Raw genomic sequence first — 20,633 nt, forward strand, 5'->3', positions numbered from 1 at the left:
TTTAGTCCTCCTGCCCCGGGCTGGCGTAGTGACTGGCCGGGCGGATGAACACCGCATCACCGAACTGGGAAATGTCGACGGTGCGTGGCCCGTCGGTGGTCGAGGTTGCCGTTGGTGGCCGGTTGTGGGCGATGTCGGCTTGAACGCGTTTGATGACCGCGAAGTTGACCGCCAGCTGTTTATCCACCACGACCTGGCAGGCCGGTTCGAGTGTGGCTTTGTCGTGCTTGGATCCCAGCTTCGCCAGGATGTTGCGTCCTTGGGCCAGACCCCGGGGTACCGAGGCGCTGTTGACGTTGAGGATCGTGGTGATCACCATGACGGTGGCCGGTCCGAAGGACGATGCCCAATTGACCAGTTCGTCATGGGTCATGACGTTATGGCCGGTGTCGACACCGTCTGGTCCGTGGTCAGGGTTGGTGGAGTAACGGTAGCGGAAACCGTGCATGCGCTCATGCTCGGCAATGAGACGGTCGCCATCGTAGACACTGACCAGTGTGGTGGTCAATCGTGCCCGCAGGGTCTTGCCGACGAGCTGGAAAGGAACGGAATAGTACTGGTAGTCACAGCAGATGTGCCAGTTCCGGTCGACTTTGGGGCTGCGCCATAAGACCTCGCTGAACGACTCGGGCGGCAGATCCCGCATCAGGGGCGCTTCGTCGGTGTCGAAGCGTTCCCGCCTGGTCGACCCGTCCGGACGGGTCAGGACGTAGTTGATCTCTTCAATGCGTTCTGCGATCGCGTCGTTGAGTTCATCAAGGGTGTAGAAGACCTCGCCGTCGAAGTAGCCGAGGATCCGGGTGTAGGCGATCTGGACTGCGCGTTCGACAGCGGCTTTGTCGCGCGGTTTGCCCGGGCGTGCCGGCACGATCAGGATGTCGTAGAACTCCGCGAAATCCGCGTACCGAGCGGTCACCGCACGGTAGGATTGGTTTTTCTTCGGCCGGTAGGTCGCGGTGGGCGCATTGTCCGGCACGATCATCGCCGGCACTTTGCCCAGGTAATTTAGTGCCCTGACATGGCAGTCGATCCAGGCGGGCATCTTCTCATTCGCCGTCGCCGTGGCAAACAATAACCCAGAATACGGGCACACCGCGATAAACAACGAGGCCTTGAACGCCACCTCCCCAGTGGCCTGGTCGGTGATGCTGATCTTGTCACCGGCCCAGTCCACGTATAGCTCCTGGCCCGGTTCATGAGTGATGACGTCGCGGAGATCATTGGCCTGGATATAGGCTAAGAGTCCGTCGCAGAACTGGGAGTACTGGTACTTCGCCAAGCCCGCGGCACATGAGGTGGACATGTAGTCCAGCCAGAGTTTGTTTCGGGTCAGGTGCCTGTTGTTTTTCAGCTTCTTCGCCAGAGCTTTGAAGTCCGGCTGGTCATAGGCCTGGGAACGGCGCCGGCGGCCATCAGCGAAGATGTCCTCGAACCATCCCGGGGACAGTTCCCGGAAGCAGTCAGGGTCGATGCGTTCTTGGGCGATCACGGCTTTCACCCGGGCGATGTCCCGGTGTGAGCATCCTAGGACGGTGGTTATCTGGGAATAACTCTTCCCGTCCAGGCACAGCGCCATGATTTCTTTGTAGTTGGCCATCGTCGGCCTCCTTGATCAACAATCATGATGAGACACGGCACCACCGGAATGCGGTGCCGTCATCTGCAACAGTGACTCAGAACGCTTGCCTCTACCACCTATCCGGAAGGCTTCTACCAACTACGCAGAACCGCTCTACCAACCACCCCGATTCGGCACTTGCCGGCCATTTCCGCCGCTACCTGGAGAACAACCCGGAGCGCACCCTCATCGAGGGGAAATCCGATGCCGAGCTCGCCGATCTGCTCGTCACCGCCTCCACCAAGGCTGATGATGATTTCGCCATCACCCGGATCTTCGACTACGCGATGAAGTTCATCCGGCATGAGGGTGAGGATTAGAGCCTCACTCCGGTTGAGGAATCACCCCTCCCCCGCCCCCGCCTGCAGAAACCCTTCTGCATGCGGGGGCGGTTGTGGTTTCTCACGGCCACCTTCATACGCCCAGAGACAGTGAGGTGCGGTGATATCTGCCCTCACCACCCACCCATCACCCCCGAAAGTGTATGCTCACCGTTTCTGATGAGACACGCTCTGGCATGGCATTTCGTCCCTATTGTTCATATTTTCTTATCAGAAACCCGTTAATTAATTGATACTTCAGACCCACTCGCCTGTTTTTCTCGATAGAATATGGGGATGGGGGTTGACTTTTCAGCCCGAATACAACCTAGAACTACCGAAGTGTCGGCGATGATGACATCAGGATTCTTATGTGCTGGGCCCGCGGACGCACATTCGCGTCGACCCCCGGTAACCTTTGCTGTTTCACGTGTCCCGGGTTTGGTTCCAGGTGTTTGACGTACGTCTGACACGCATCCTTGAAAGGGAAGCGTGAGCGAAAACAACGCACAAGACACCCGAATTGATTTCCTCTATCTCAATGAAGAGGACATGGTCGCAGCGGGTGTCACCGACTCCGCCCGCTGTGTGGAGACAATGGAGGAGACTCTCATCCTCCTGGCCGACGGTGACTACCGCATGGCCGGCGCCTCAGCGAACTCCCACGGCGCCCAGATCAACTTCCCGGAGAACCCCGAACATGAGGGTATGCCCGCGGATGGCCCTGACCGCCGTTTCATGGCGATGCCCGCCTACCTGGGCGGTCGCTTCCGTTCCACCGGCGTGAAGTGGTACGGATCCAATACCGAGAACCGCAAGAAGGATCTCCCCCGCTCCATTCACGTATTTGTGCTTAACGACGCGGACACCGGTGCGCCCAAGGCCATCATGTCCGCCAACCTGTTGTCCGCCTACCGCACCGGTGCCGTCCCCGGCGTGGGTGTCAAGCACCTCGCCCTGGAGGACTCGAAGACGGTCGGCATCATCGGCCCCGGTGTCATGAGCCGCACCATCTTCGATGCAGCCCTCAGCCAGCGCCCCTCCATTGAGGAGGTCAAGATCAAGGGCCGCTCACCTGAGTCCACGCAGCGTGTGGCGGAGTGGTTCCGCGAGAAGTACCCACAGCTCAGGGATGTCCGCATCGTGGATTCCGAGCAGGAGGCCATCGAGGGGTCCGACATCGTGATCTCGGGCACCTCGACCTCCCCGGATGGGCCCTCCGGTTTCCCCTACTTCAAGCGGGAGTGGATCAAGCCCGGTGCCCTGCTGCTCATGCCGGCGGCCGCCCGTCTGGATGATGATTTCACCACCTCGGATGAGGCGAACCTCGTGGTGGACTACCGTGGCCTCTACTCCGAATGGTTCCACGAGAATGGTCCCAATGTCACCTATGAGGACCTGCTGGGCATCCCCGGCAACCGCTGGTACGACATGTTCAAGGAGGGCCTGATCCCGGAGGAGAAGATGGTCAACATCGGCGACATCGCCTCCGGCAAGGCACCGGGACGCCAGAACGATGAGCAGATCTTCTGCTATTCCATCGGTGGCATGCCGGTCGAGGATGTCGCCTGGGCCCATGACCTCTATGAGAATGCCGTAAAGAAGGGCATCGGCACCGAGCTCAACCTGTGGGACACCCCCATCCTGAAATAACACTGTTTCCCCTGATAACCATCTCCCATTCTTTAAAGGAATGATTCATCGTGGCCTCGAGCCCGACAACCAACCCGGATGAGATCCTCAAGTTCATCCGGGACAATGACATCAACTGGGTGGACGTCCAGTTCACCGACGTTCCCGGCACCGAACAGCACCTGTCCGTGCCCGCCGCGGCATTCGACGAATCCGCCATGGAAAACGGACTGGCCTTCGACGGGTCATCGATCAGCGGATACACCACTGTCGACGATTCCGACATGATGCTGCTGCCGGATCTGTCCACGGCGTTCATCGACCCGTTCCGCAGGTCGAAGACGCTCAACATCAAGTTCTTCGTCCATGACCCCTATACCCGGGAACCATTTTCCCGGGATCCCCGCAACATCGCCCGCAAGGCGGAGGAGTACCTGGCTTCCACCGGTTTCGCCGACAGCTGTAACTTCGGCGCCGAAGCCGAGTTCTACATCTTCGACTCCGTGCGGTTCAGCTCCCAGTCCAATGCGGCATTCCACGAGGTGGATTCCGTGGAGGGCTGGTGGAACAGTGGTTCCCGGGAGAACCCGGACGGCAGCAGGAACCTGGGTCACAAGGTACGCCAGAAGGGTGGTTACTTCCCGGTGGCACCCTATGACCACTTCCAGGACCTGCGCGACACCATTGGTGAGACCCTGGCGGAGATCGGGTTCACCGTGGAGCGTTCCCACCATGAGATGGGCAGTGGTGGTCAGCAGGAGATCAACTACCGTTTCAACACCCTGCTGCGCGCAGCCGATGACCTCCAGACCTTCAAGTACGTGGTGAAGAACACCGCGAAGGCCGTCGGTAAATCCGCCACCTTCATGCCCAAGCCGCTGGCTGATGACGGCGGTTCCGGCATGCACATCCACCAGTCGCTGTGGAAGGACGGCAAGCCCCTCTTCCATGATGAGGCCGGTTATGCCAACCTGTCGGAGATGGCCCGTCACTATGTCGGTGGTCTGCTCAAGCATGCCCCCGCGGTGCTGGCTTTCACCAACCCGACCCTGAATTCCTACAACCGTCTGGTGCCCGGTTTCGAGGCCCCGGTGAGCCTGGCGTATTCGCAGCAGAACCGTTCCGCCGCGATCCGCATTCCGGCCAGCGGTCCCAACCCGAAGGCGACCCGCATCGAGTTCCGCACCCCGGACCCCTCGGGTAACCCCTACCTGGCGTTCACCGCGTCGATGATGGCGGGCCTGGACGGCATCCGCAACCGCATCGAACCCGACGCCCCTCTGGACAAGGACCTCTATGAGCTCCCGCCCGAGGAGGCTGCCAAGGTCGCCGAGGCCCCCACCTCACTGGAACAGGCGCTGAAGGCCCTGGAGGAGGACCACGAGTTCCTCACCGAGGGTGACGTGTTCACCGATGATCTCATCGAGGCCTATGTGGCCTACAAGCATGAACATGAGATCACCCCTGAGCGTCTGCGCCCCACCGCTCTGGATTTCGAGCTGTACTACGACTGCTAGGACCGCTGCTGCCCCAAATTGAAGCCACCGGCCGGGTTCATCCCGGCCGGTGGCTTCATGCATGTTGGAGGATGGTCAGATACCGATGAGTTCGGAGGCGATCACATCGGAGAGCGAGACGATTCCGTGGGGTTCCCCACGGAAGAGGAGGAGGTGGTCTGCATTGATGACGCATTCGAGCTGGCGTTCCAGAGTGAAGGTCTCCCACACCTTCATCTCATTCGCGCGGACCTGTAAACCCATGCCCCTCTCCTCTCGCTATATTCACCCGCTTCATATGTGGGGTAAATCACTTTCTGCGTTCATTGCGTTATCCACCATTCTAATCCCCGGCCGCCGCGAATATGAAGTTTAAGGAAAAGAAAGTGGGCCTTACCACCCCTTTTTCACCCCCATTCGGGGAAAGATGAGGGTTAACTCATGTTTCAAACCAGACATAGGGCCGGCATTCCCCACACGACGGGGGCACCCACTCCATCACATGGGACGTTATTCTCGATTCCTCCCGGAGGGTCGAGAGCTGAAAAGGCCACCGTCGACAAGCATGACGACGGTGGCCGGAAGGACGGGCGCGCTACCTGGCGCGCTTCTCGTACCCCATCCTCGGGCGGAACCCCTGGGGGTGCTTGAGCTGAGCGATGGCATCGGCGATGACCATCCGGAAACGCGGGTTGGTCACCGGCATGTTGGAGATCGGGAACCACGCCACCTCGGTGTTCTCCTCATCGCCGACCCGGGGCACATCATCACCCACGACGGTGCAGCGCATCGCGGTATCCATGTAGCTGGAGACATCCCCGTTCTCATAGGTCACCGGGCCCACGGCCCCCACGCCCAGCAGCGCATCCACGCTCACCTCCAGTCCGGTCTCCTCCTTCACCTCGCGGGCGGCGGTGACATGGGGCTGCTCCCCCGGGTCGCAGATCCCGGTCGGCGGGGTCCACTCGCCGGTATCCGCGCGTCTGACCAGTAGCACATCCGGGGTGATGTGGAAGGGGGACCCCGGCGGGACATCGCGGATGACCACGGCGGTCACGGCCGGCAACCACAGCGGAGCGGTGCCGACCTTCTCACGGAGGCTGAGAATGAAGTCCGGAACAGGCATGAACGGGATCCCTCTTTTCATATCAGGCGTGGGCAGCTTCTCCCCCACAGACTCCCCCACAGGCTACGCGACGAGCCCCACAGCACCAGCCTGAACCCATGCCTAAGGTGGTGGTTATGGATGCCTCCCCGACCCCGATCTTCAACCGCGGATACACCCATCTCCGGGGAGGTGACGCCGCCATCAGCCTCGGCCTCATGCTGCCGATCGGCCCCGAACTGGGCCGGGAGGAGATGGTGCCCATCCAGCACAGCATCGACCTGACCCGGCGCGCGGAGGAGGCGGGCTTCCAGGGCCTGTGGGTCCGTGATGTGCCCCTGGCCATCCCACAGGGTCTGTCCCCGGAGAACCAGCAGGCGGTCTTCCTCGACGATCCCTTCCTCCTGCTCGGGGCGATGGCGCAGGCCACCTCCACCATCGCACTGGGCACCGCCGCGACCGTCCTGCCACTGCGCCATCCACTCCATGTGGCCAAATCGGCCCTCACCCTCGACCGGCTCAGTGGCGGACGGTTCATCCTGGGGATCGGTTCCGGGGACCGGCCGGAGGAGTTCGAGATCTTCGGCAGGGACCTCGATGGGCGTCGGGAGGCGATCCGCCGGGGCTGGACACTGCTGCGCGCAGCCTTCTCCCCCGATGAGGCAGGTCGTGCACCGCTGTATGAGGTCACCGGAGGCCATGCGCCCACCACCGCCCCGGAGGCACAAATCCCCCTCATCGCCGTGGGGTCGGCGCGTCAGACCGTCCAGTGGATCGTCCGCAACGCCGATGGCTGGGCCACCTACTACCGCCCCGCCGAACAGCAGGTGGGCCGGCTGGATCTGTGGAATCAGGCCCGTGCATCGGTGCGCAACCCCACCAACCCGGACCCGCTGCTCATCTCCTCCATGGGGCTGGAGCTCACCGACACCTCCGGCGAGATTGAGCTGGGTCTGCGCACCACCAGCCAGGGGCTGATCGACCACCTGCACACCATGCGTGAGCTGGGCATCCACCATGTCATCCTCAACATCTCCGGTCGCCCGGCCGGGGAGGTCATCGATCAGATCGGCGCGGAGGTGCTTCCGCACCTGGGGTGAGCTCCGGGATGAGCTTGTCGACGCCCGGTTGTCTCCTCCCGCGCCCTCCCCTCCCCGGTACCGACGCCAGGTTGGCCAGCAGCAACGCCACCACCACCGCGACACCACCCGCCCACTGGACCGGTGACAACCGCTCATCGTTGAACACCACGCCGATGAGGGTGGCCGTCAGCGGACTGAGGATGCCGAGCATGGCCACCTGAACCGGATCCAGCAGGGCGATCCCCCGGAACCAGATGCCGTAGGCAAACGCCCCGCCGATCAACCCCAGGTAGGCGTAGCCCCCGATGTTGGTGGCGGTGAGGTGATCGGGCAACCCCTCGATGAGTAGGAACGGGACCAGGAACAACCCGCCGATGGTCAGCTGCCAACCGGTGACCGCCAGACCCGGAACCCCCTCCGGGGTGCCGAACTTCTTCGCCAGGATGATGCCGAAGGCCATGCATAGACTGCCACCCAGGCCGGTAAGCACACCCAGGGTGTTGAGCTGCACGCCGGGGCCCAACACCAGGGCCGCCACACCGATGATGGCCACCACCCCCGCGATCACCTGCATCCCCTTCAACCGGGTGCCCAGGATCAGCGGAGCCAATCCGATGACCCACAGGGGCGCGGTGTTGGTGACCACCGCGGCCACCCCACCGGGCAGCAGGTAGGCCGTCCAGAACAGGAACCCGAAGAAGGCGCCGATATTGACCACACCGAGCACCGTCGCCTTCCACCACCACTGTCCCCGGGGCAGAACCCGGAACCAGGCCAGGATGATCAGGCCCGCGGGCAGCGCACGGAGCACACCCGCCAGGATCGGTCGGCCCGGTGGGAGGAACTCCGTGGTCACATAGTAGGTGGTGGCCCAGATGACAGGGGTGAGCGCTGTGATCAGGAGGTTCATGGGGAGCCATCCTAGTGACCCATACCGCTTCTGCATCCGGCCGGGGTATCGCGGGGTCCCTGTAGGAGGGCGGGAAAGAGCCGACAACGCCGGTGTTCTTGGCTAGGGTGGGCATCATGTCCAGTGATCACCCCTATTCCCCCGCCAAGCGCGCCGGCAACCACATCTACGTGTCCGGTGCCCTCTCCGTTGACCATGACTACCAGCCGGTGTCCGGGCGCAAGGAAGCTGTCGACGCAGCACTCGAGCGCATGCGTGAACGCCTCGCCACCGAGGGCGGTGAGTTGAGGGACGTGGTTAAGCTGACCTACTTCGTCACCGACATCACCCTCCGCGAGGAATGCAACGAGCAGTTCCGCGAGCACTTCATGGACAACCGCCCGGCGCGCAGCTTCGTTGAGGCCTCGGCCCTGCCCTATGGCGCGAGCGTGGAGATCGACGCCATCGCGGTGGTCGAGTAGGAAACGCGACAGGCCGTGGGGAGTGATCCCCACGGCCTGTCCCATGTCGCCGTGTTCCGGGGCGTACGTTACTTCACGCTGGTGTTGGCGATCGAGTCCACGATGAACTGCTTGACCACCTCGGCATCATTGGGCAGGTCCGACACCTTGTGCTCGGCATCCATGATGGCGGCGAAACGTTCCGGCATCTCCGGCTCCGCACCGGTGGCCTCACGGATGATGTCCGCGAACTTCACCGGCAGGGCGGTTTCCAGGCAGATGATCGGGGTGGTGACCTCATCGCGCCATTGGCGTGCGACGTACACACCGTCCGCGGTGTGGGGGTCGATGACCACGTCGAGGCGCGTCGCGATATCCCGGATGGTCTCCACACGGTTGGCATGGGTGGAACGACCCGAGGCGAACCCGTAGCGGTCGGCCGCCTCAAGGAACACCGGATCATCGGCCAGGGAGAAACCACCCTGTTTGACCTGGGTGCCGAACAGATCATTCACGCGGGCTGCGTCGCGACCCAGCAGGTCGAAGACGAATCGTTCGAAGTTGGAGGCGCGGGAGATGTCCATCGACGGGCTGGAGGTCTCGTGGGTGTCCTCCGAGCTGCGCACGCGGTACTCGCCGGTGCGGAAGAACTCATCCAGAACATCATTTTCGTTGGTGGCCACGATCAGGCGGTCGATCGGCAGCCCCATCTGACGGGCGATGTGACCGGCGCAGATATCACCGAAGTTACCGGTGGGAACCGAGAAGCTGACCTTCTGGTCGTTGCTGTCGGTCACCTTGATCCAGGAGGAGATGTAGTACACCACCTGGGCCATGAGACGCGCCCAGTTGATGGAGTTGACCGCACCGATACGCTGTTCCCGCTTGAACTCCGCATCCGCGGAGACCGCCTTGACCACATCCTGGCAGTCATCGAAGACACCGTCCAGGGCGATGTTGAAGATGTTGGGGTCATCCAGACCGAACATCTGGGCCTGCTGGAACGGGGTCATGCGACCGGCCGGGGTGAGCATGAAGACACGGATACCCTCACGGCCACGCATGGCGTATTCGGCGGCGGAACCGGTGTCACCCGAGGTGGCACCGAGGATGTTGAGGGTCTCGCCGCGGCGGCGCAGCTCGTACTCAAACAGCTCACCCAGCAGCTGCATGGCCATATCCTTGAATGCAGCAGTGGGCCCCTCGGAGAGGTGGCCGATCCACAACCCATCCTCCAGCTCCGTCACGGGAACGATCTCCTCGGAGGAGAACTTGGGATGGGTGTAGGCGCGCGCGGTCATGGCGCGGATGTCCTCGGCCGGGATGTCATCGGCGAACAGGGCGATGACCTCGGCGGCCAGGGCTGCATAACCGTCAGTGGCGAGGATGCCACGCCACTCGGTCAGGGTGTCATCGGTGATCTGGGGATACTCCACCGGCAGGTAGAGTCCACCGTCCGGGGCGAGGCCACCGAGCAGGATATCGCTGAATCGGGCAGGGGTGCGGCTGGAATCACGCGTCGAAATGTAGTCCACGCAATACAGATTAGCCCAGGGGGTGGGATAAGACTCCCCCGGATGCCCATCATTTTCGGGATGCCGTGACTTTGACACCCCCAGAGCCTATAGTGTTCCCCATCACTTTCCGCTCTGTTTGAGGATGAATATCATGACAGCATCGCACCGATCCATCGACGACAACCCGGCGGGTCTGGCACAGGGCAAGTCCGGCGGACTGGAGACCAGCGGATCCCTCCCCCTTCCGGAGCCTGCCCCGGTATCCAAGCACAATCTCTACGTTCTCATCGGCTGTACTATTCTGGCCACCCTCATGGTGATTTTCGGCCCCGAGATCTACACCTTCCTCTACCTCAACAACCCCTTCGGGTTCTAGGGTCCGCCCGCGGTGACGGGCATGGGTCACCCCGGGGAAGGACCACTCGACGCATCTAACGCGCCCTCGCCCCGGCCGGGGGCCTAGTGTTGTCAGTTGTGTCCAAGAACAATCAGGCACCCTCGCCGGATCCGAGGGAGAAGATCACCGGACGCGCCCTGATCGTATGGGTGTCCGCGGTGCTGGTGTATGTCGCGGCCATCACCAGCCGCACCTCTTTCGGTGTGGCGGGTGTGGAGGCCATTGACCGGTTCCAGGTGGATGCCACCCGCATCGCGGTGTTCACCGCGGTGCAGGTGGGTGTGTACGCGGCGGCCCAGATACCGATGGGCATGCTCATCGACAAGTTCGGGCCACGCCGACTGCTGGCCATAGGCGCCCTGATCATGGGACTGGGGCAGATCATCCTCGGCCTCACCGATGTCTACTGGGTGGCCATCATCGCCCGCGTCCTCATCGGGGCAGGTGACGCCAGCATCTTCCTGTCGGTCATGCGCATCCTGCCGTTCTGGTTCCCGCTGCGCAAAACCCCCCTGTTCGGTCAGCTCACCACCGCACTCGGCCAGCTGGGGCAGGTGATCTCCGCCGTACCTTTCCTCGCCCTACTCGGCGCTCAGGGGTGGACCGTCTCCTTTGTCTCCCTCGGTTCCGCGGTGGCCCTGATCGCGCTGCTCGCCCTCGTGGCAGTGCGCGATGTGCCCGCACAACGGGCTCCCCGGGAGGGGACGACACCAGCGGATACCTCCAGCACGCCCGTGAAGCCGTCGATACGCACGGTGTTGCGCCTGATCGTGCGTAATCCCCTGTGCTGGCAGGGATTCTTCATCCACTATCTGCTGATGCTCTGGCAGAACGTGTTCACCCTCATGTGGGGCGTTCCCCTGATGACCCTCGGCATGGGCCTGAATGCCGCGCAGGTGGGTGTCCTGCTGACCATCAACACACTGTGCGCTGTGGCGGCTGGTCCGGTCATCGGTATTGTCTCGGCTCGCCTCGGGCGTCGACGCGATGTGGTGGCGATCATCCTGGCACTGGTCCCCGCCCTGGCCTGGTTTGTTTTCCTGTCCTCGGAACAGCCACGCGGGTGGTGGGCCATCGTGATCATCAACGTCATCCTCGGCGCCACCACGCCCGTCTCCAGCTACGGATTCGACACCATCCGCGAACAGCTGGACCGTACCGTGCTCGCCGCCGGCACCGGGCTGGCCAACATGGGTGGCTTCGTCGCCTCCATGGCGGCAGCCCAGCTGGTCGGCGTGCTTCTCGACGTCGTGGACACCGACGGTGGTTACGACTGGTCCGACTTCCGTATCGCCTACATCGCGGTGTTCATCATCTGGGCCATCGGCATGGCGGGATTCCTCATCGCCCGGCTCAAGGGTGGACCCGGTAGGCGGATGATCACCCAGCTGCGCACTCGTTAAGCCCCGTTGAGCACAGGGCACGAGCGACGGTGGGACGTCGACAAGCCCCCGAGGCCCTCGTCGTGTTAGTAGCGACCCCGTGGGCCGCGTGGGCCGCGTGGTCCCCGTGGCCCGAACGGGCCGAAGGGTCCAAGTGGTCCGAAGGGACCTGCAGGTCCCCCGAACCCACCACGGAAATCACCGTATCCCCGGTTATCCCGGCCGTTCATGAAACCCTGGACGAACTTGTTCACAGCCTCACCGATGTCGTTGAGCACATCCTCTGCCGAGGACTCCTCCCTGCGTGCCCCACGGGTGCGATACTGGCCACGGTCGTCGAAATCGCCGAGGTCCTCGGCATCGATGACATCATCGACATACAGGGGCCCCTCACGATCCTCCGTGGAATCCAGATCGGCGACGTCCTCCATCCCGTCATCGAAGGTCATGAACAAATCATCAGGCTGCAGATCGCCGTCGAATTCGATGGTGAGGACGGTGCCCTCGAAGGTGAGTTTCTCATCGGGATCCACACCGAGCTGGTGTGCATAACCGATAACGGCCGCCATCTCGGCGAAGGTGGCATCGGAGAGATCGATGGAGAGTTTGATAGCCATGGCAATATCCTGTCCGTAGTGGTCAATTGTGGTATCGGCTGCTGGTACTGACTCCGACACTACGGGCGCCCGGGCACCCTGTAAACCACTTAAGGGCAAAGATCAGGGAACTCCCCGAGCACCCTCGACGTGGGAGAACGTCAGCACGGCTTCACCGATGCCATGGTGGGGGGTGTCCTACGGAATCATCACCCCCCATTATCAGTCCACAGGAAGCGTGGCGTCATAGTTCACGGCGGGCCTCGACTGAATCCAGACCCCAGAACACCTCCTCCACCACCTGTCGACTCTTGCGGGTGACCTTGAGATAGTGGTCCAGATATTCCTGGTATTCATCCGGATCCCATCCAGCCGCGCCGGCAACCTGAGCCAGGTGACGCCCCGGCGGTGGCAACTGGTCTGCTCTCTTGCCCTTGACCAGCACCAGGGCATTACGGGCGGCGGTGGCGGTCAGCCAGGCCTCCCGCAGGGTCTGCGCCTGCAGTGGATTGATGATCCCCTTCTCCTCCACCACCTCAAGGACCTCAAGGGTGGAGGTGTTGTGCAGTTCAGGATGCTCGTGGGCGTGGAGCATGGTGAGCAGCTGGACAGTCCACTCGATATCGGCCAGGGCACCCCGCCCCAGTTTGGTATGGGTGTTGCGGTCCGCACCGCGGGGCAGACGCTCGTTATCCACACGCGCCTTCATCCGACGCACCTCACGGATCTGGGCATCGGAGGCCCCACCAGCCGGGTATCGGAATTTGTCGATGGTCTCCAGAAAACGGGTACCCAATTCCCGGTCACCCGCCACCCAGGAGGCCCGGAGCAGCGCCTGGACCTCCCAAGTCTCTCCCCATTTGGCGTAGTAGTTCTCATAGGATTCAATCGTGCGCACCACCGCACCGGAACGCCCCTCGGGTCGCAGCCCCAGATCGACCTCCAGGGGTGGATCACCGGAGGGTTTGGCCAGACGGGACCTCATGGATTCACAGACGGAGATCGCCCAGGCGATCGCCTCATTCTCATCCACTCCAGGGGCCGGTTCCGCGACGAACATGACATCGGCATCCGAACCGTATCCCAGTTCCGCCCCTCCCAGGCGCCCCATGCCGATGACGGAGATCGCTGCCAGCGGCTCATCTGGTTTCGCCGGATCGGCTGTCGCCGCGCGGATCTCTGCTTCCAGAGCGGCATCCAGAACCGCATCCCACACCAGGGAGAGGCTGTGGCACACCTCCTGGACGGTGAGCAGATTGAGTAGATCGGCCGAAGCCACCCGCGCCAGTTCCTGTCGTCGAAGTGACCTGGCTGCCTGGATCGCACGGTCGGGATCATCATGACGGGCGACGGTGGCCTTGAGCGCCTTACACACCCGATCCGGGGCTGTCTCCAACAGCTTCGGCCCGGTGGTGCCGTCACCGAGTTCCGACACGAAATCGGGCGTGGCGATGATGAGTTCGGAGGTGTAGGGGGAGGTGCCGAGGATCCGCATGAGACGCTGACCCACCACACCCTCGTCGCGGAGCATCCGCAGGAACCAGCTGCGGTCATAGGCTGCATCGGAGAGTTTACGGTAGTTGAGCAGACCCGCATCCGGATCTGCCGTCTGGGACAGCCACTCCATGAGAGTGGGCAGGAGCATCGCCTGGATCTTGGCCTTACGGCTGGTGCCCGAGGCCAGGGCGGTGAGGTGCTCATAGGCCCGGACGGGGTGCTGGTAACCCAGCGCACCCAGCTGCAGCTTCGCGGCTTCCTGCGACAACTTCATCGCGTCGACACTGAGATTGACCACGGAATTGAGCAGAGGGCGGTAGAACAGCTGACTGTGCAGCGACTGGATCTGCAGACGGACCCTGCGCAGGTGGTGTTCCATGGCTCGGGCGGAGCTCTGTCCACCCGAACCCGTGAAACCGGAGGCACGGGCCAGCCACCGCATGTTCATGCGGTCCTCCACCTTGGGCATGGTGTGGGTCCGCTTGACCCGCTCCAGCTGGAGACGATGCTCCAGCAGTCGCAGGAATTCATAGGACTCGATGAGGTTGTGTCCGTCCTCCCGGCCGATATACCCCTGGTCGACCAGCACCTGCAATGCCTCCACGGTGGAGCGCACGCGGAGCGTTTCATCGTAACGGCCGTGCACCATCTGCAGCAGCTGGACGGCGAACTCAACATCCCGCAACCCGCCGCGACCAAGCTTGAGTTCACGGTCGCGCAGTTCCTCGGGCACGTTCTCCAGGACACGCCTGCGCATGGCCTGGATGTCATCGACGAAGGAGTCCCGTTGGCTGGCGGTCCACACCATGGGGCCGATCGCATCGAGATACGCCTGCCCCAGGTCCATGTCACCGGTCATGGGGCGGGCCTTGAGCAGTGCCTGGAATTCCCAGGTCTCCGCCCACCGCTTGTAGTAGGCGATATGCGACTCCAGGGTGCGCACCAGAGCACCACTCTTGCCCTCCGGACGCAGGGCGGCATCCACCTCGAAGAATGAGCTGCAACCGGTGCGGATGAACTCCGCAGCCAACCGGGTCGACCTGCTGTGGGCGGGTTCGGCGATGAAGATGACATCCACATCGGAGATGTAGTTGAGTTCCTGGGCGCCGCACTTGCCCATGGCCATGACGGATAGTCGGGCGTCGACAGGCTTCTGTCCGTACACACCGGTGACCGCGACCGCCAGGGCGGCGGTGAGGGCGGCATCCGCCAGGTTGCTGAGACGACGGGTGACCGTGGTGAATTCGACCCTGGGCTGGGATCTGCGACGGGCATCGTTGGGGTAGGTGCCGGCGAGGTCAAGGGCTGCCAGGCGCATCATGAGGGTGCGGTAGGTAAACCGCAGCGCCCGTTCAGCGTCCACCCCGGTCAGCGTGGCCCGGTAGGTACCCGGCGTGGTGAGATCCTCCGTGGCGGTGTTGGCGACCTGCCGCTCCTCCCCCTCATCATCAACCGGTACTACCTCGGCGGGGGTCGCCCCGACCGATTCGAGCATCGCGGTGAACATCTCCGCCCGTGTCGGAGCCTCCTCAGTGAGCAGTTCCCACAGATGGGTGTTGGCCACCAGGTGATCCCCCATCGCGCTCGACCCACCGAGCAGGGCGAGAAGACGCACCCGGAAGGCTTCATCGGCACGGATCCGCTGGTCGAGTTCCTCCCGTGCCTGGGGGGATTGGGATTCCAACGTCTGGTACATCCGCACCAGCTGATTGAGGGCGACATCGGGGTCACCCGCTCCAGACAACGCCCACATCAGCGGGATCGACTCCACATTGCGCCAACCCAGCCATTCCAGATCTGCCCGGGCGTTGGTGGATTTCAACGACAGCGCACCCGTGGTGGGCAGGGGATCACGGACGAAGCCCATCACCTTACGGGTGTGGATCAACGGATCAGTCATGGGAAGCTACCCCTCCTTCAACGGGTGCCGGTGGATCTAGTAGTCAAGGTTGGTGCGCAGTTCCCAGGGGGTGATCTGGGCCTGGTACTCCCGCCATTCGCGCCACTTGTTCCGCAGGAAATACTCGAAGACGTGCTCGCCGAGGATATCGGCGACCAGATCGGAACGCTCCATCAGTCGCAGCGCGTGATCGAAGCTGCTGGGCAGATCCTTGTACCCCATGGCACGACGTTCGCGGAGACTCAGGGAGGAGATATCATCCTCGGCCGGATCCTCCAGTTCGTAGCCCTCCTTGATGCCCTTCAGGCCCGCACCGAGCAGCACCGAGAACGCCAGGTAGGGGTTGCAGGCGGAGTCGGGGATGCGGATCTCCACCCGGCGGGAGTCCGCCTTGTTCAGACGGTAGGTGGGTACGCGAACCAGGGCCGAACGGTTGGACATGCCCCAGGTTGCGGCGGTGGGTGCCTCATTGCCGTAGACGATGCGCTTGTAGGAATTCACCCACTGGTTGGTCACCGCGCAGAACTCCGGGGCGTGACGCAGAATGCCGGCGATGAACTGCCGGGCGGTGCGGGACAGCATGAATTCATCATCGGGGTCGTGGAAGGCATTGGTCCCACCCTCGAACAGGGACATGTGGGTGTGGATGGCCGAACCGGCGTGCTCCGCGAAGGGTTTGGGCATGAAGGTGGCGGCCACACCCTGGTCACGCGCCACCTGCTTGATCAGGTAACGGAAGGTCATCACATTGTCCGCCATGGTCAGCGCATCAGCGTGGCGGAGATCAATCTCCTGCTGTCCCGGCGCGGTCTCATGGTGGGAGAACTCCACGGGGATGCCCATCTCCTCCAGCGCCAACATGGCGTGGCGACGGAAGTTGGGAGCTTCATTGAAGGTTGCCTGGTCAAAATAGCCCCCGTTGTCGGTGGGCACCGGGGGCCGGCCGTCGGTGCGGAGACTCTGGACCAGGAAGAACTCGATCTCCGGGGAGATCATGCAGATGAAACCCTCATCCGCGGCCAGCTGGACCTGTCGTCGCAGCACCTGACGTGGATCGGAAAAGCTCGGCTGACCATCGGGCATGGTGACGTCGCAGAACATCCGGGCTGCCTGGAGACGGGAGGTCTCAACTTCCTTGGGCAGGATCTGGAATGTTGACGGATCCGGACGGGCGATGGTGTCAGCCTCGGAGATACGGGCGTAGCCCTCAATGGCTGAACCATCAAAGCCGATGCCCTCCTCGAAGGCGGATTCCAACTCCGCCGGGGCCACCACCACCGATTTCAACTGACCGACGATGTCGGTGAACCAGAGTCGGACGAATTTGATGTCCCGCTCCTCGATGGTGCTGAGGACGAATTCCTGTTGGCTGTTCATGCACACCAATTTACGCAGGCCCCGGACCTGTTCTGGTGAATTGCACGCCCCCACACCCCGCCGGGGGTGGAAATGGTCGACGAAACAGCAGGTGAGAGCATCAATGGTGCAGGTGGGGGTAGTTGGTGTCCGGCCTGCCTGGTTGACTCGGTGACACCTTGAAAAATAGAACACAGATGCTAATTGAAGGAGCCTGTCATGTCCCCGCACCCCTCCGCCTCCGATCCCCGCACCCGCACCCGGGCCCGGTCCGCCGAGCGCAATTACCACGAGACCCTGGTTGATATGGCCGTCCTGTGGATCACCGACTGTGCAAAGAACGGGTGGACCCCCGCCGATCTCAGGCATGAGTTCACCGCCCAGATCGACCCCCTGTTATTCCACGCTCTTTCCAGCGTGACCCACAATGTTCCGGATAAGCTCCTGGATCACTGGTTCGCCGGTACGCGCCCCGGGAACGTCACCTCGTTGGGTGTGGGTTCGCTGGAGAAGCTCGTGCATCAACTCTCACTGCTCCCGCCCCTGCGGGACTGGACGGTCCTGACTGATCCCCCATCCGGTGAACAGGAAGCCGAGTACCTCGCCTCACTCTCCCCTGACCAACGCAGGGCCCATGACCGGATCCAGGCGCTGTTACGCAAGGCGGAATCGACCACCTTCGAACACGAGGCGGAGGCCCTGCTCGAAAAAGCCGAGACCCTGCGTCAGCAGTACCGGGTGGAGGTGCTTCTTTCCGGCACCTACACCGAGCCCACCGCTCGGCAGGATGTCATCTCCACCCGGGTCCATCTCAGGGCACCGTGGGTGCGCTACCAGCTCCGCCTGCTGAATACCGTTTCCAGAGCCTATTCCTGTGAAGCCCTGTTACTGACAGAATCCGGGATCGCCACGGTCTTCGGCGATCCTGGGGATGTGGCCCATGTGTTGGATCTCTTCGCCAGCCTCAACCGCCAGCGGGAACATTTCATGCGCACCGCCGCAGGGGCGAAGACCGCCCAGGAACAGGGGGAGACCTCCCGGTACCGCCGTAGTTTCATGGTGGCGTATGCCAGCAGGATCGGGACATTGCTTACCCGGACGAGGGAGGATGTCCTGGGCAACCTGGCTGGTGATGCGCCGATGGCCACCGACACCGTGCTGCCTGTTCTGAGGCACCGTGCGCAGCAGTCACAGGAAACCCTGACCAGATTGTTTCCGCGCACCCGCACCATGTCGGTGAGCGCGACCCATCATGGCGGGTACAGGGATGGTTACACCGCGGCCGGGCGCGCACATCTGGGCGGGGATTCTACGGGTATCACCGGTCAGAAGATGCTGAGTACCTGTGATAACCAGGACGGTTTTCCGGCGTAGTATTGAAACGAGGAACCACGTCGGGCAACTCACGGGGAACGCTTCCGTTCCAGCCCGGCGGACACGATGGTTGAAACAAGGGGTTGGAACATGAGTCAACATCTGGAAGTGGAAGCCAAATTCTCTGTCAGTGAGTCCACCGAGATCCCGGACCTCACCGGTATCCACGGGGTGACCGGCACCGACCAGAACGAGGTGCATAACCTGTCGGCGGTCTATTTCGACACCGAGGATCTGCGATTGACCCGCGCCAAGATCACCCTGCGTCGACGCACCGGTGGTACCGACGCTGGCTGGCACATCAAATTCCCGGGCACCTTCGGTCGCACGGAGGTGCGCGCCGGGCTGGAGGAACCAGGCGCAGATGAGTCCACTCCCCCACCTGCACTGCTCGGCCATGTTCGTGCGTTGATCCAGGGCCGTCCCCTCCGTCCCATCGCAGAGGTCTCCAACGAACGCCATGTCTCCTACCTGAAAAATGAGCAGGGCGATATCGTCGCGGAGTTCTGTGATGATCATGTATCCACGGTGTGCCACCTGCCCGGGGGTGCGAGGAAGCAGTGGCGCGAGTGGGAATTCGAGCTGGCTGAACAACTCGGCGAGCAGGAGGATGGGTGGCAGTTACTCAAATCCGCCACTGATGTCCTCACCCGTGCCGGGGCCTTCGTCTCCGACAGCCCGTCGAAGCTGGTCTCCGCCCTGGGTGATGCCATCCGTTATGCACCCACCCCGCCGGAGAAGGCAACCCTGCCGGAGGATGATCCCGCCCACGCCGTGCTGGCCGCGATCGAGGCCAATGTGAACAAGATTGTGGAATACGATCCCAAGGTCAGGGCCGATGAGTGGGACTCGGTCCACCAGATGCGTGTGGCCACCCGTGAGCTGCGCAGCCACATGCAGACCTTCGAAGGCATCCTCGGTGGTGAGGACTATCTCCAGCTGGAGAAGGAACTGAAGCTCCTGGCCACGATTCTTGGCCGCGCCCGGGATGCCGAGGTCATCGAGGAACGTCTGGCCGCCCTCATCGACACCGAGATCGGTGATGCCATCGATGAGGAGACCACGAAGGATCTGCTGGAGGATCTCAGCAGTGACTACCGACGCGAGCATGCCCGGGTGATCGCCGCCCTGGACAATGAACGCTATGCCCAGCTGTTGCAGTCCCTTGAGGATCTGCTGGTCAATCCACCCCTGGTGACGGTTGCTGAGGAGCAGTCAGACGGTGAAACCCCAACGGGCTCAAACGTGCCCGAGGGCTCCACCGGTGCGCCGGCGGAGGTCGTGGAGCAACTTGACCACGCCGGGGAGGCCGCAGAACTGGAAGACACCCCCGGTGTCATGGAGACCACCGACACCTCCGATGCCACCGACCTGGAGGAAGCCGCAAGCAGGGAGGCGGGGGATGCGGCAGAAACCCCGGACCCTGATGAGGTCGACCCCGCCGCCGGGTACAAGGTCGATGCCGCCGCGGTGTTGCTGAAGCATCTGGATAAGACCCACTCCAAGGTGGTCAAACGGCACAAGAAGGCACTCAAGGAGTGGGAGGATCACGATATTCCCACCGCCGAACGGGAGGAGAACTTCCACAACGTCCGCAAGGCGATCAAGAAACTGAGGTACAGCGCCGAGGCGGTGGGTGATGCCACGGAGGTCAACACCAAGAAGCTGTACAAGGCCTGCAGCAAACTGCAGTCCGTACTCGGTGATTTCCAGGATGCCGTCACCTCACGCGACGAACTTCTCCGCAGGGCGCACACTGCCCACAAGAAGGGGAAGAACACCTTCGCCTACGGTGTGCTCTACCAGCATGAACAGATGCTCTCCCGGAAATACCTCGAGGGTTACCGGGATGCGTACCAGGGGGTCGCGGCCGCCTACGACAAGTTGGAGAAAACCACCAAGAAACTCACCCGGGAGGCGGAGAAGAAAGAGGGGAAGAAGAACCGGAAGAGCCACAAGAAATAACAGCGTCCGGTGCACCCTGCACCGGATCAGACCTCACGGGATGTCA

At 62.6% G+C, this 20,633-nt stretch carries 17 protein-coding genes; 9 read left to right on the forward strand and 8 right to left on the reverse strand.

Annotated features, from left to right (window positions below):
• Position 1 precedes the first annotated feature (1 nt).
• The gene (gene istA / locus CE_RS10480; RefSeq protein WP_006768116.1) at positions 2-1,597 is read right to left on the reverse strand and encodes an IS21 family transposase; all 1,596 of its coding nucleotides are present in this window, start codon (positions 1,595-1,597) and stop codon (positions 2-4) included.
• A gap of 71 nt (positions 1,598-1,668) precedes the next feature.
• Here istA and CE_RS15260 point away from each other — a divergent pair, with 71 nt between their 5' ends.
• The 3 genes from CE_RS15260 to glnA all read left to right on the forward strand — a co-directional run bounded on the left by CE_RS15260 (position 1,669) and on the right by glnA (position 5,087).
• Entirely contained in the window at positions 1,669-1,938 is a 270-nt protein-coding gene (locus CE_RS15260; protein ID WP_006768117.1) for a hypothetical protein, read from the forward strand.
• A 492-nt stretch (positions 1,939-2,430) separates the two neighbouring features.
• Complete coding sequence (locus tag CE_RS10490; RefSeq protein ID WP_006768118.1) at positions 2,431-3,591, forward strand: tyramine oxidase subunit B; 1,161 nt, start codon at positions 2,431-2,433, stop codon at positions 3,589-3,591.
• 50 nt (positions 3,592-3,641) lie between these two features.
• Positions 3,642-5,087: a type I glutamate--ammonia ligase gene (gene glnA / locus CE_RS10495; protein ID WP_006768119.1), complete on the forward strand. Its 1,446-nt coding sequence runs from the start codon at positions 3,642-3,644 to the stop codon at positions 5,085-5,087.
• Between the two features lie 75 nt (positions 5,088-5,162).
• Here glnA and CE_RS15470 read toward each other — a convergent pair whose 3' ends face one another.
• Both CE_RS15470 and CE_RS10500 read right to left on the reverse strand, forming a co-directional pair.
• Positions 5,163-5,330 (reverse strand): hypothetical protein, encoded by a 168-nt coding sequence (locus CE_RS15470; RefSeq protein ID WP_006768120.1) that lies wholly within the window; start codon positions 5,328-5,330, stop codon positions 5,163-5,165.
• A gap of 331 nt (positions 5,331-5,661) precedes the next feature.
• Positions 5,662-6,192, reverse strand: coding sequence for an NUDIX hydrolase (locus tag CE_RS10500; RefSeq protein WP_035108855.1), 531 nt, complete (start codon positions 6,190-6,192; stop codon positions 5,662-5,664).
• A 116-nt stretch (positions 6,193-6,308) separates the two neighbouring features.
• Between CE_RS10500 and CE_RS10505 the strand changes: the two genes are divergently transcribed.
• The gene (locus CE_RS10505; protein ID WP_231295022.1) at positions 6,309-7,271 is read left to right on the forward strand and encodes a TIGR03571 family LLM class oxidoreductase; all 963 of its coding nucleotides are present in this window, start codon (positions 6,309-6,311) and stop codon (positions 7,269-7,271) included.
• Here the strand turns inward: CE_RS10505 and CE_RS10510 are convergent.
• Entirely contained in the window at positions 7,228-8,163 is a 936-nt protein-coding gene (locus CE_RS10510) for an EamA family transporter (protein ID WP_231295023.1), read from the reverse strand. The two genes, CE_RS10505 and CE_RS10510, sit on opposite strands and share 44 nt — an antisense overlap.
• A 116-nt stretch (positions 8,164-8,279) precedes the next feature.
• Between CE_RS10510 and CE_RS10515 the strand changes: the two genes are divergently transcribed.
• The gene (locus tag CE_RS10515; protein WP_143758458.1) at positions 8,280-8,624 is read left to right on the forward strand and encodes a RidA family protein; all 345 of its coding nucleotides are present in this window, start codon (positions 8,280-8,282) and stop codon (positions 8,622-8,624) included.
• A 68-nt stretch (positions 8,625-8,692) separates the two neighbouring features.
• Here the strand turns inward: CE_RS10515 and thrC are convergent, their stop codons facing one another.
• Positions 8,693-10,138, reverse strand: a complete 1,446-nt coding sequence (thrC, locus tag CE_RS10520) for a threonine synthase (RefSeq protein WP_006768125.1) — start codon at positions 10,136-10,138, stop codon at positions 8,693-8,695.
• 133 nt (positions 10,139-10,271) lie between these two features.
• Here thrC and CE_RS10525 point away from each other — a divergent pair, with 133 nt between their 5' ends.
• Positions 10,272-10,496, forward strand: coding sequence for a hypothetical protein (locus CE_RS10525; RefSeq protein WP_143758459.1), 225 nt, complete (start codon positions 10,272-10,274; stop codon positions 10,494-10,496).
• 98 nt (positions 10,497-10,594) lie between these two features.
• Positions 10,595-11,920 (forward strand): MFS transporter, encoded by a 1,326-nt coding sequence (locus CE_RS10530; protein WP_006768127.1) that lies wholly within the window; start codon positions 10,595-10,597, stop codon positions 11,918-11,920.
• A 65-nt stretch (positions 11,921-11,985) separates the two neighbouring features.
• Here CE_RS10530 and CE_RS15370 read toward each other — a convergent pair whose 3' ends face one another.
• The 3 genes from CE_RS15370 to CE_RS10545 form a co-directional block, all read right to left on the reverse strand.
• Positions 11,986-12,516 carry a hypothetical protein gene (locus CE_RS15370; RefSeq protein WP_006768128.1) on the reverse strand — a complete coding sequence of 177 codons (531 nt, stop codon included), beginning with the start codon at positions 12,514-12,516 and terminating at the stop codon, positions 11,986-11,988.
• A gap of 223 nt (positions 12,517-12,739) precedes the next feature.
• Complete coding sequence (locus CE_RS10540) at positions 12,740-15,892, reverse strand: bifunctional [glutamine synthetase] adenylyltransferase/[glutamine synthetase]-adenylyl-L-tyrosine phosphorylase (protein ID WP_006768129.1); 3,153 nt, start codon at positions 15,890-15,892, stop codon at positions 12,740-12,742.
• Positions 15,893-15,928: 36 nt separating this feature from the next.
• Positions 15,929-17,269, reverse strand: a complete 1,341-nt coding sequence (locus tag CE_RS10545; protein WP_006768130.1) for a glutamine synthetase family protein — start codon at positions 17,267-17,269, stop codon at positions 15,929-15,931.
• Between the two features lie 198 nt (positions 17,270-17,467).
• Here CE_RS10545 and CE_RS10550 point away from each other — a divergent pair, with 198 nt between their 5' ends.
• Positions 17,468-18,622, forward strand: a complete 1,155-nt coding sequence (locus tag CE_RS10550; RefSeq protein ID WP_006768131.1) for a DUF2786 domain-containing protein — start codon at positions 17,468-17,470, stop codon at positions 18,620-18,622.
• A 90-nt stretch (positions 18,623-18,712) separates the two neighbouring features.
• On the forward strand, positions 18,713-20,587 hold the full coding sequence (locus CE_RS10555; protein ID WP_006768132.1) for a CYTH and CHAD domain-containing protein: 1,875 nt from the start codon (positions 18,713-18,715) through the stop codon (positions 20,585-20,587).
• Positions 20,588-20,633 lie beyond the last annotated feature (46 nt).

This window comes from Corynebacterium efficiens YS-314, from assembly GCF_000011305.1.
GTDB lineage: Bacteria > Actinomycetota > Actinomycetes > Mycobacteriales > Mycobacteriaceae > Corynebacterium > Corynebacterium efficiens.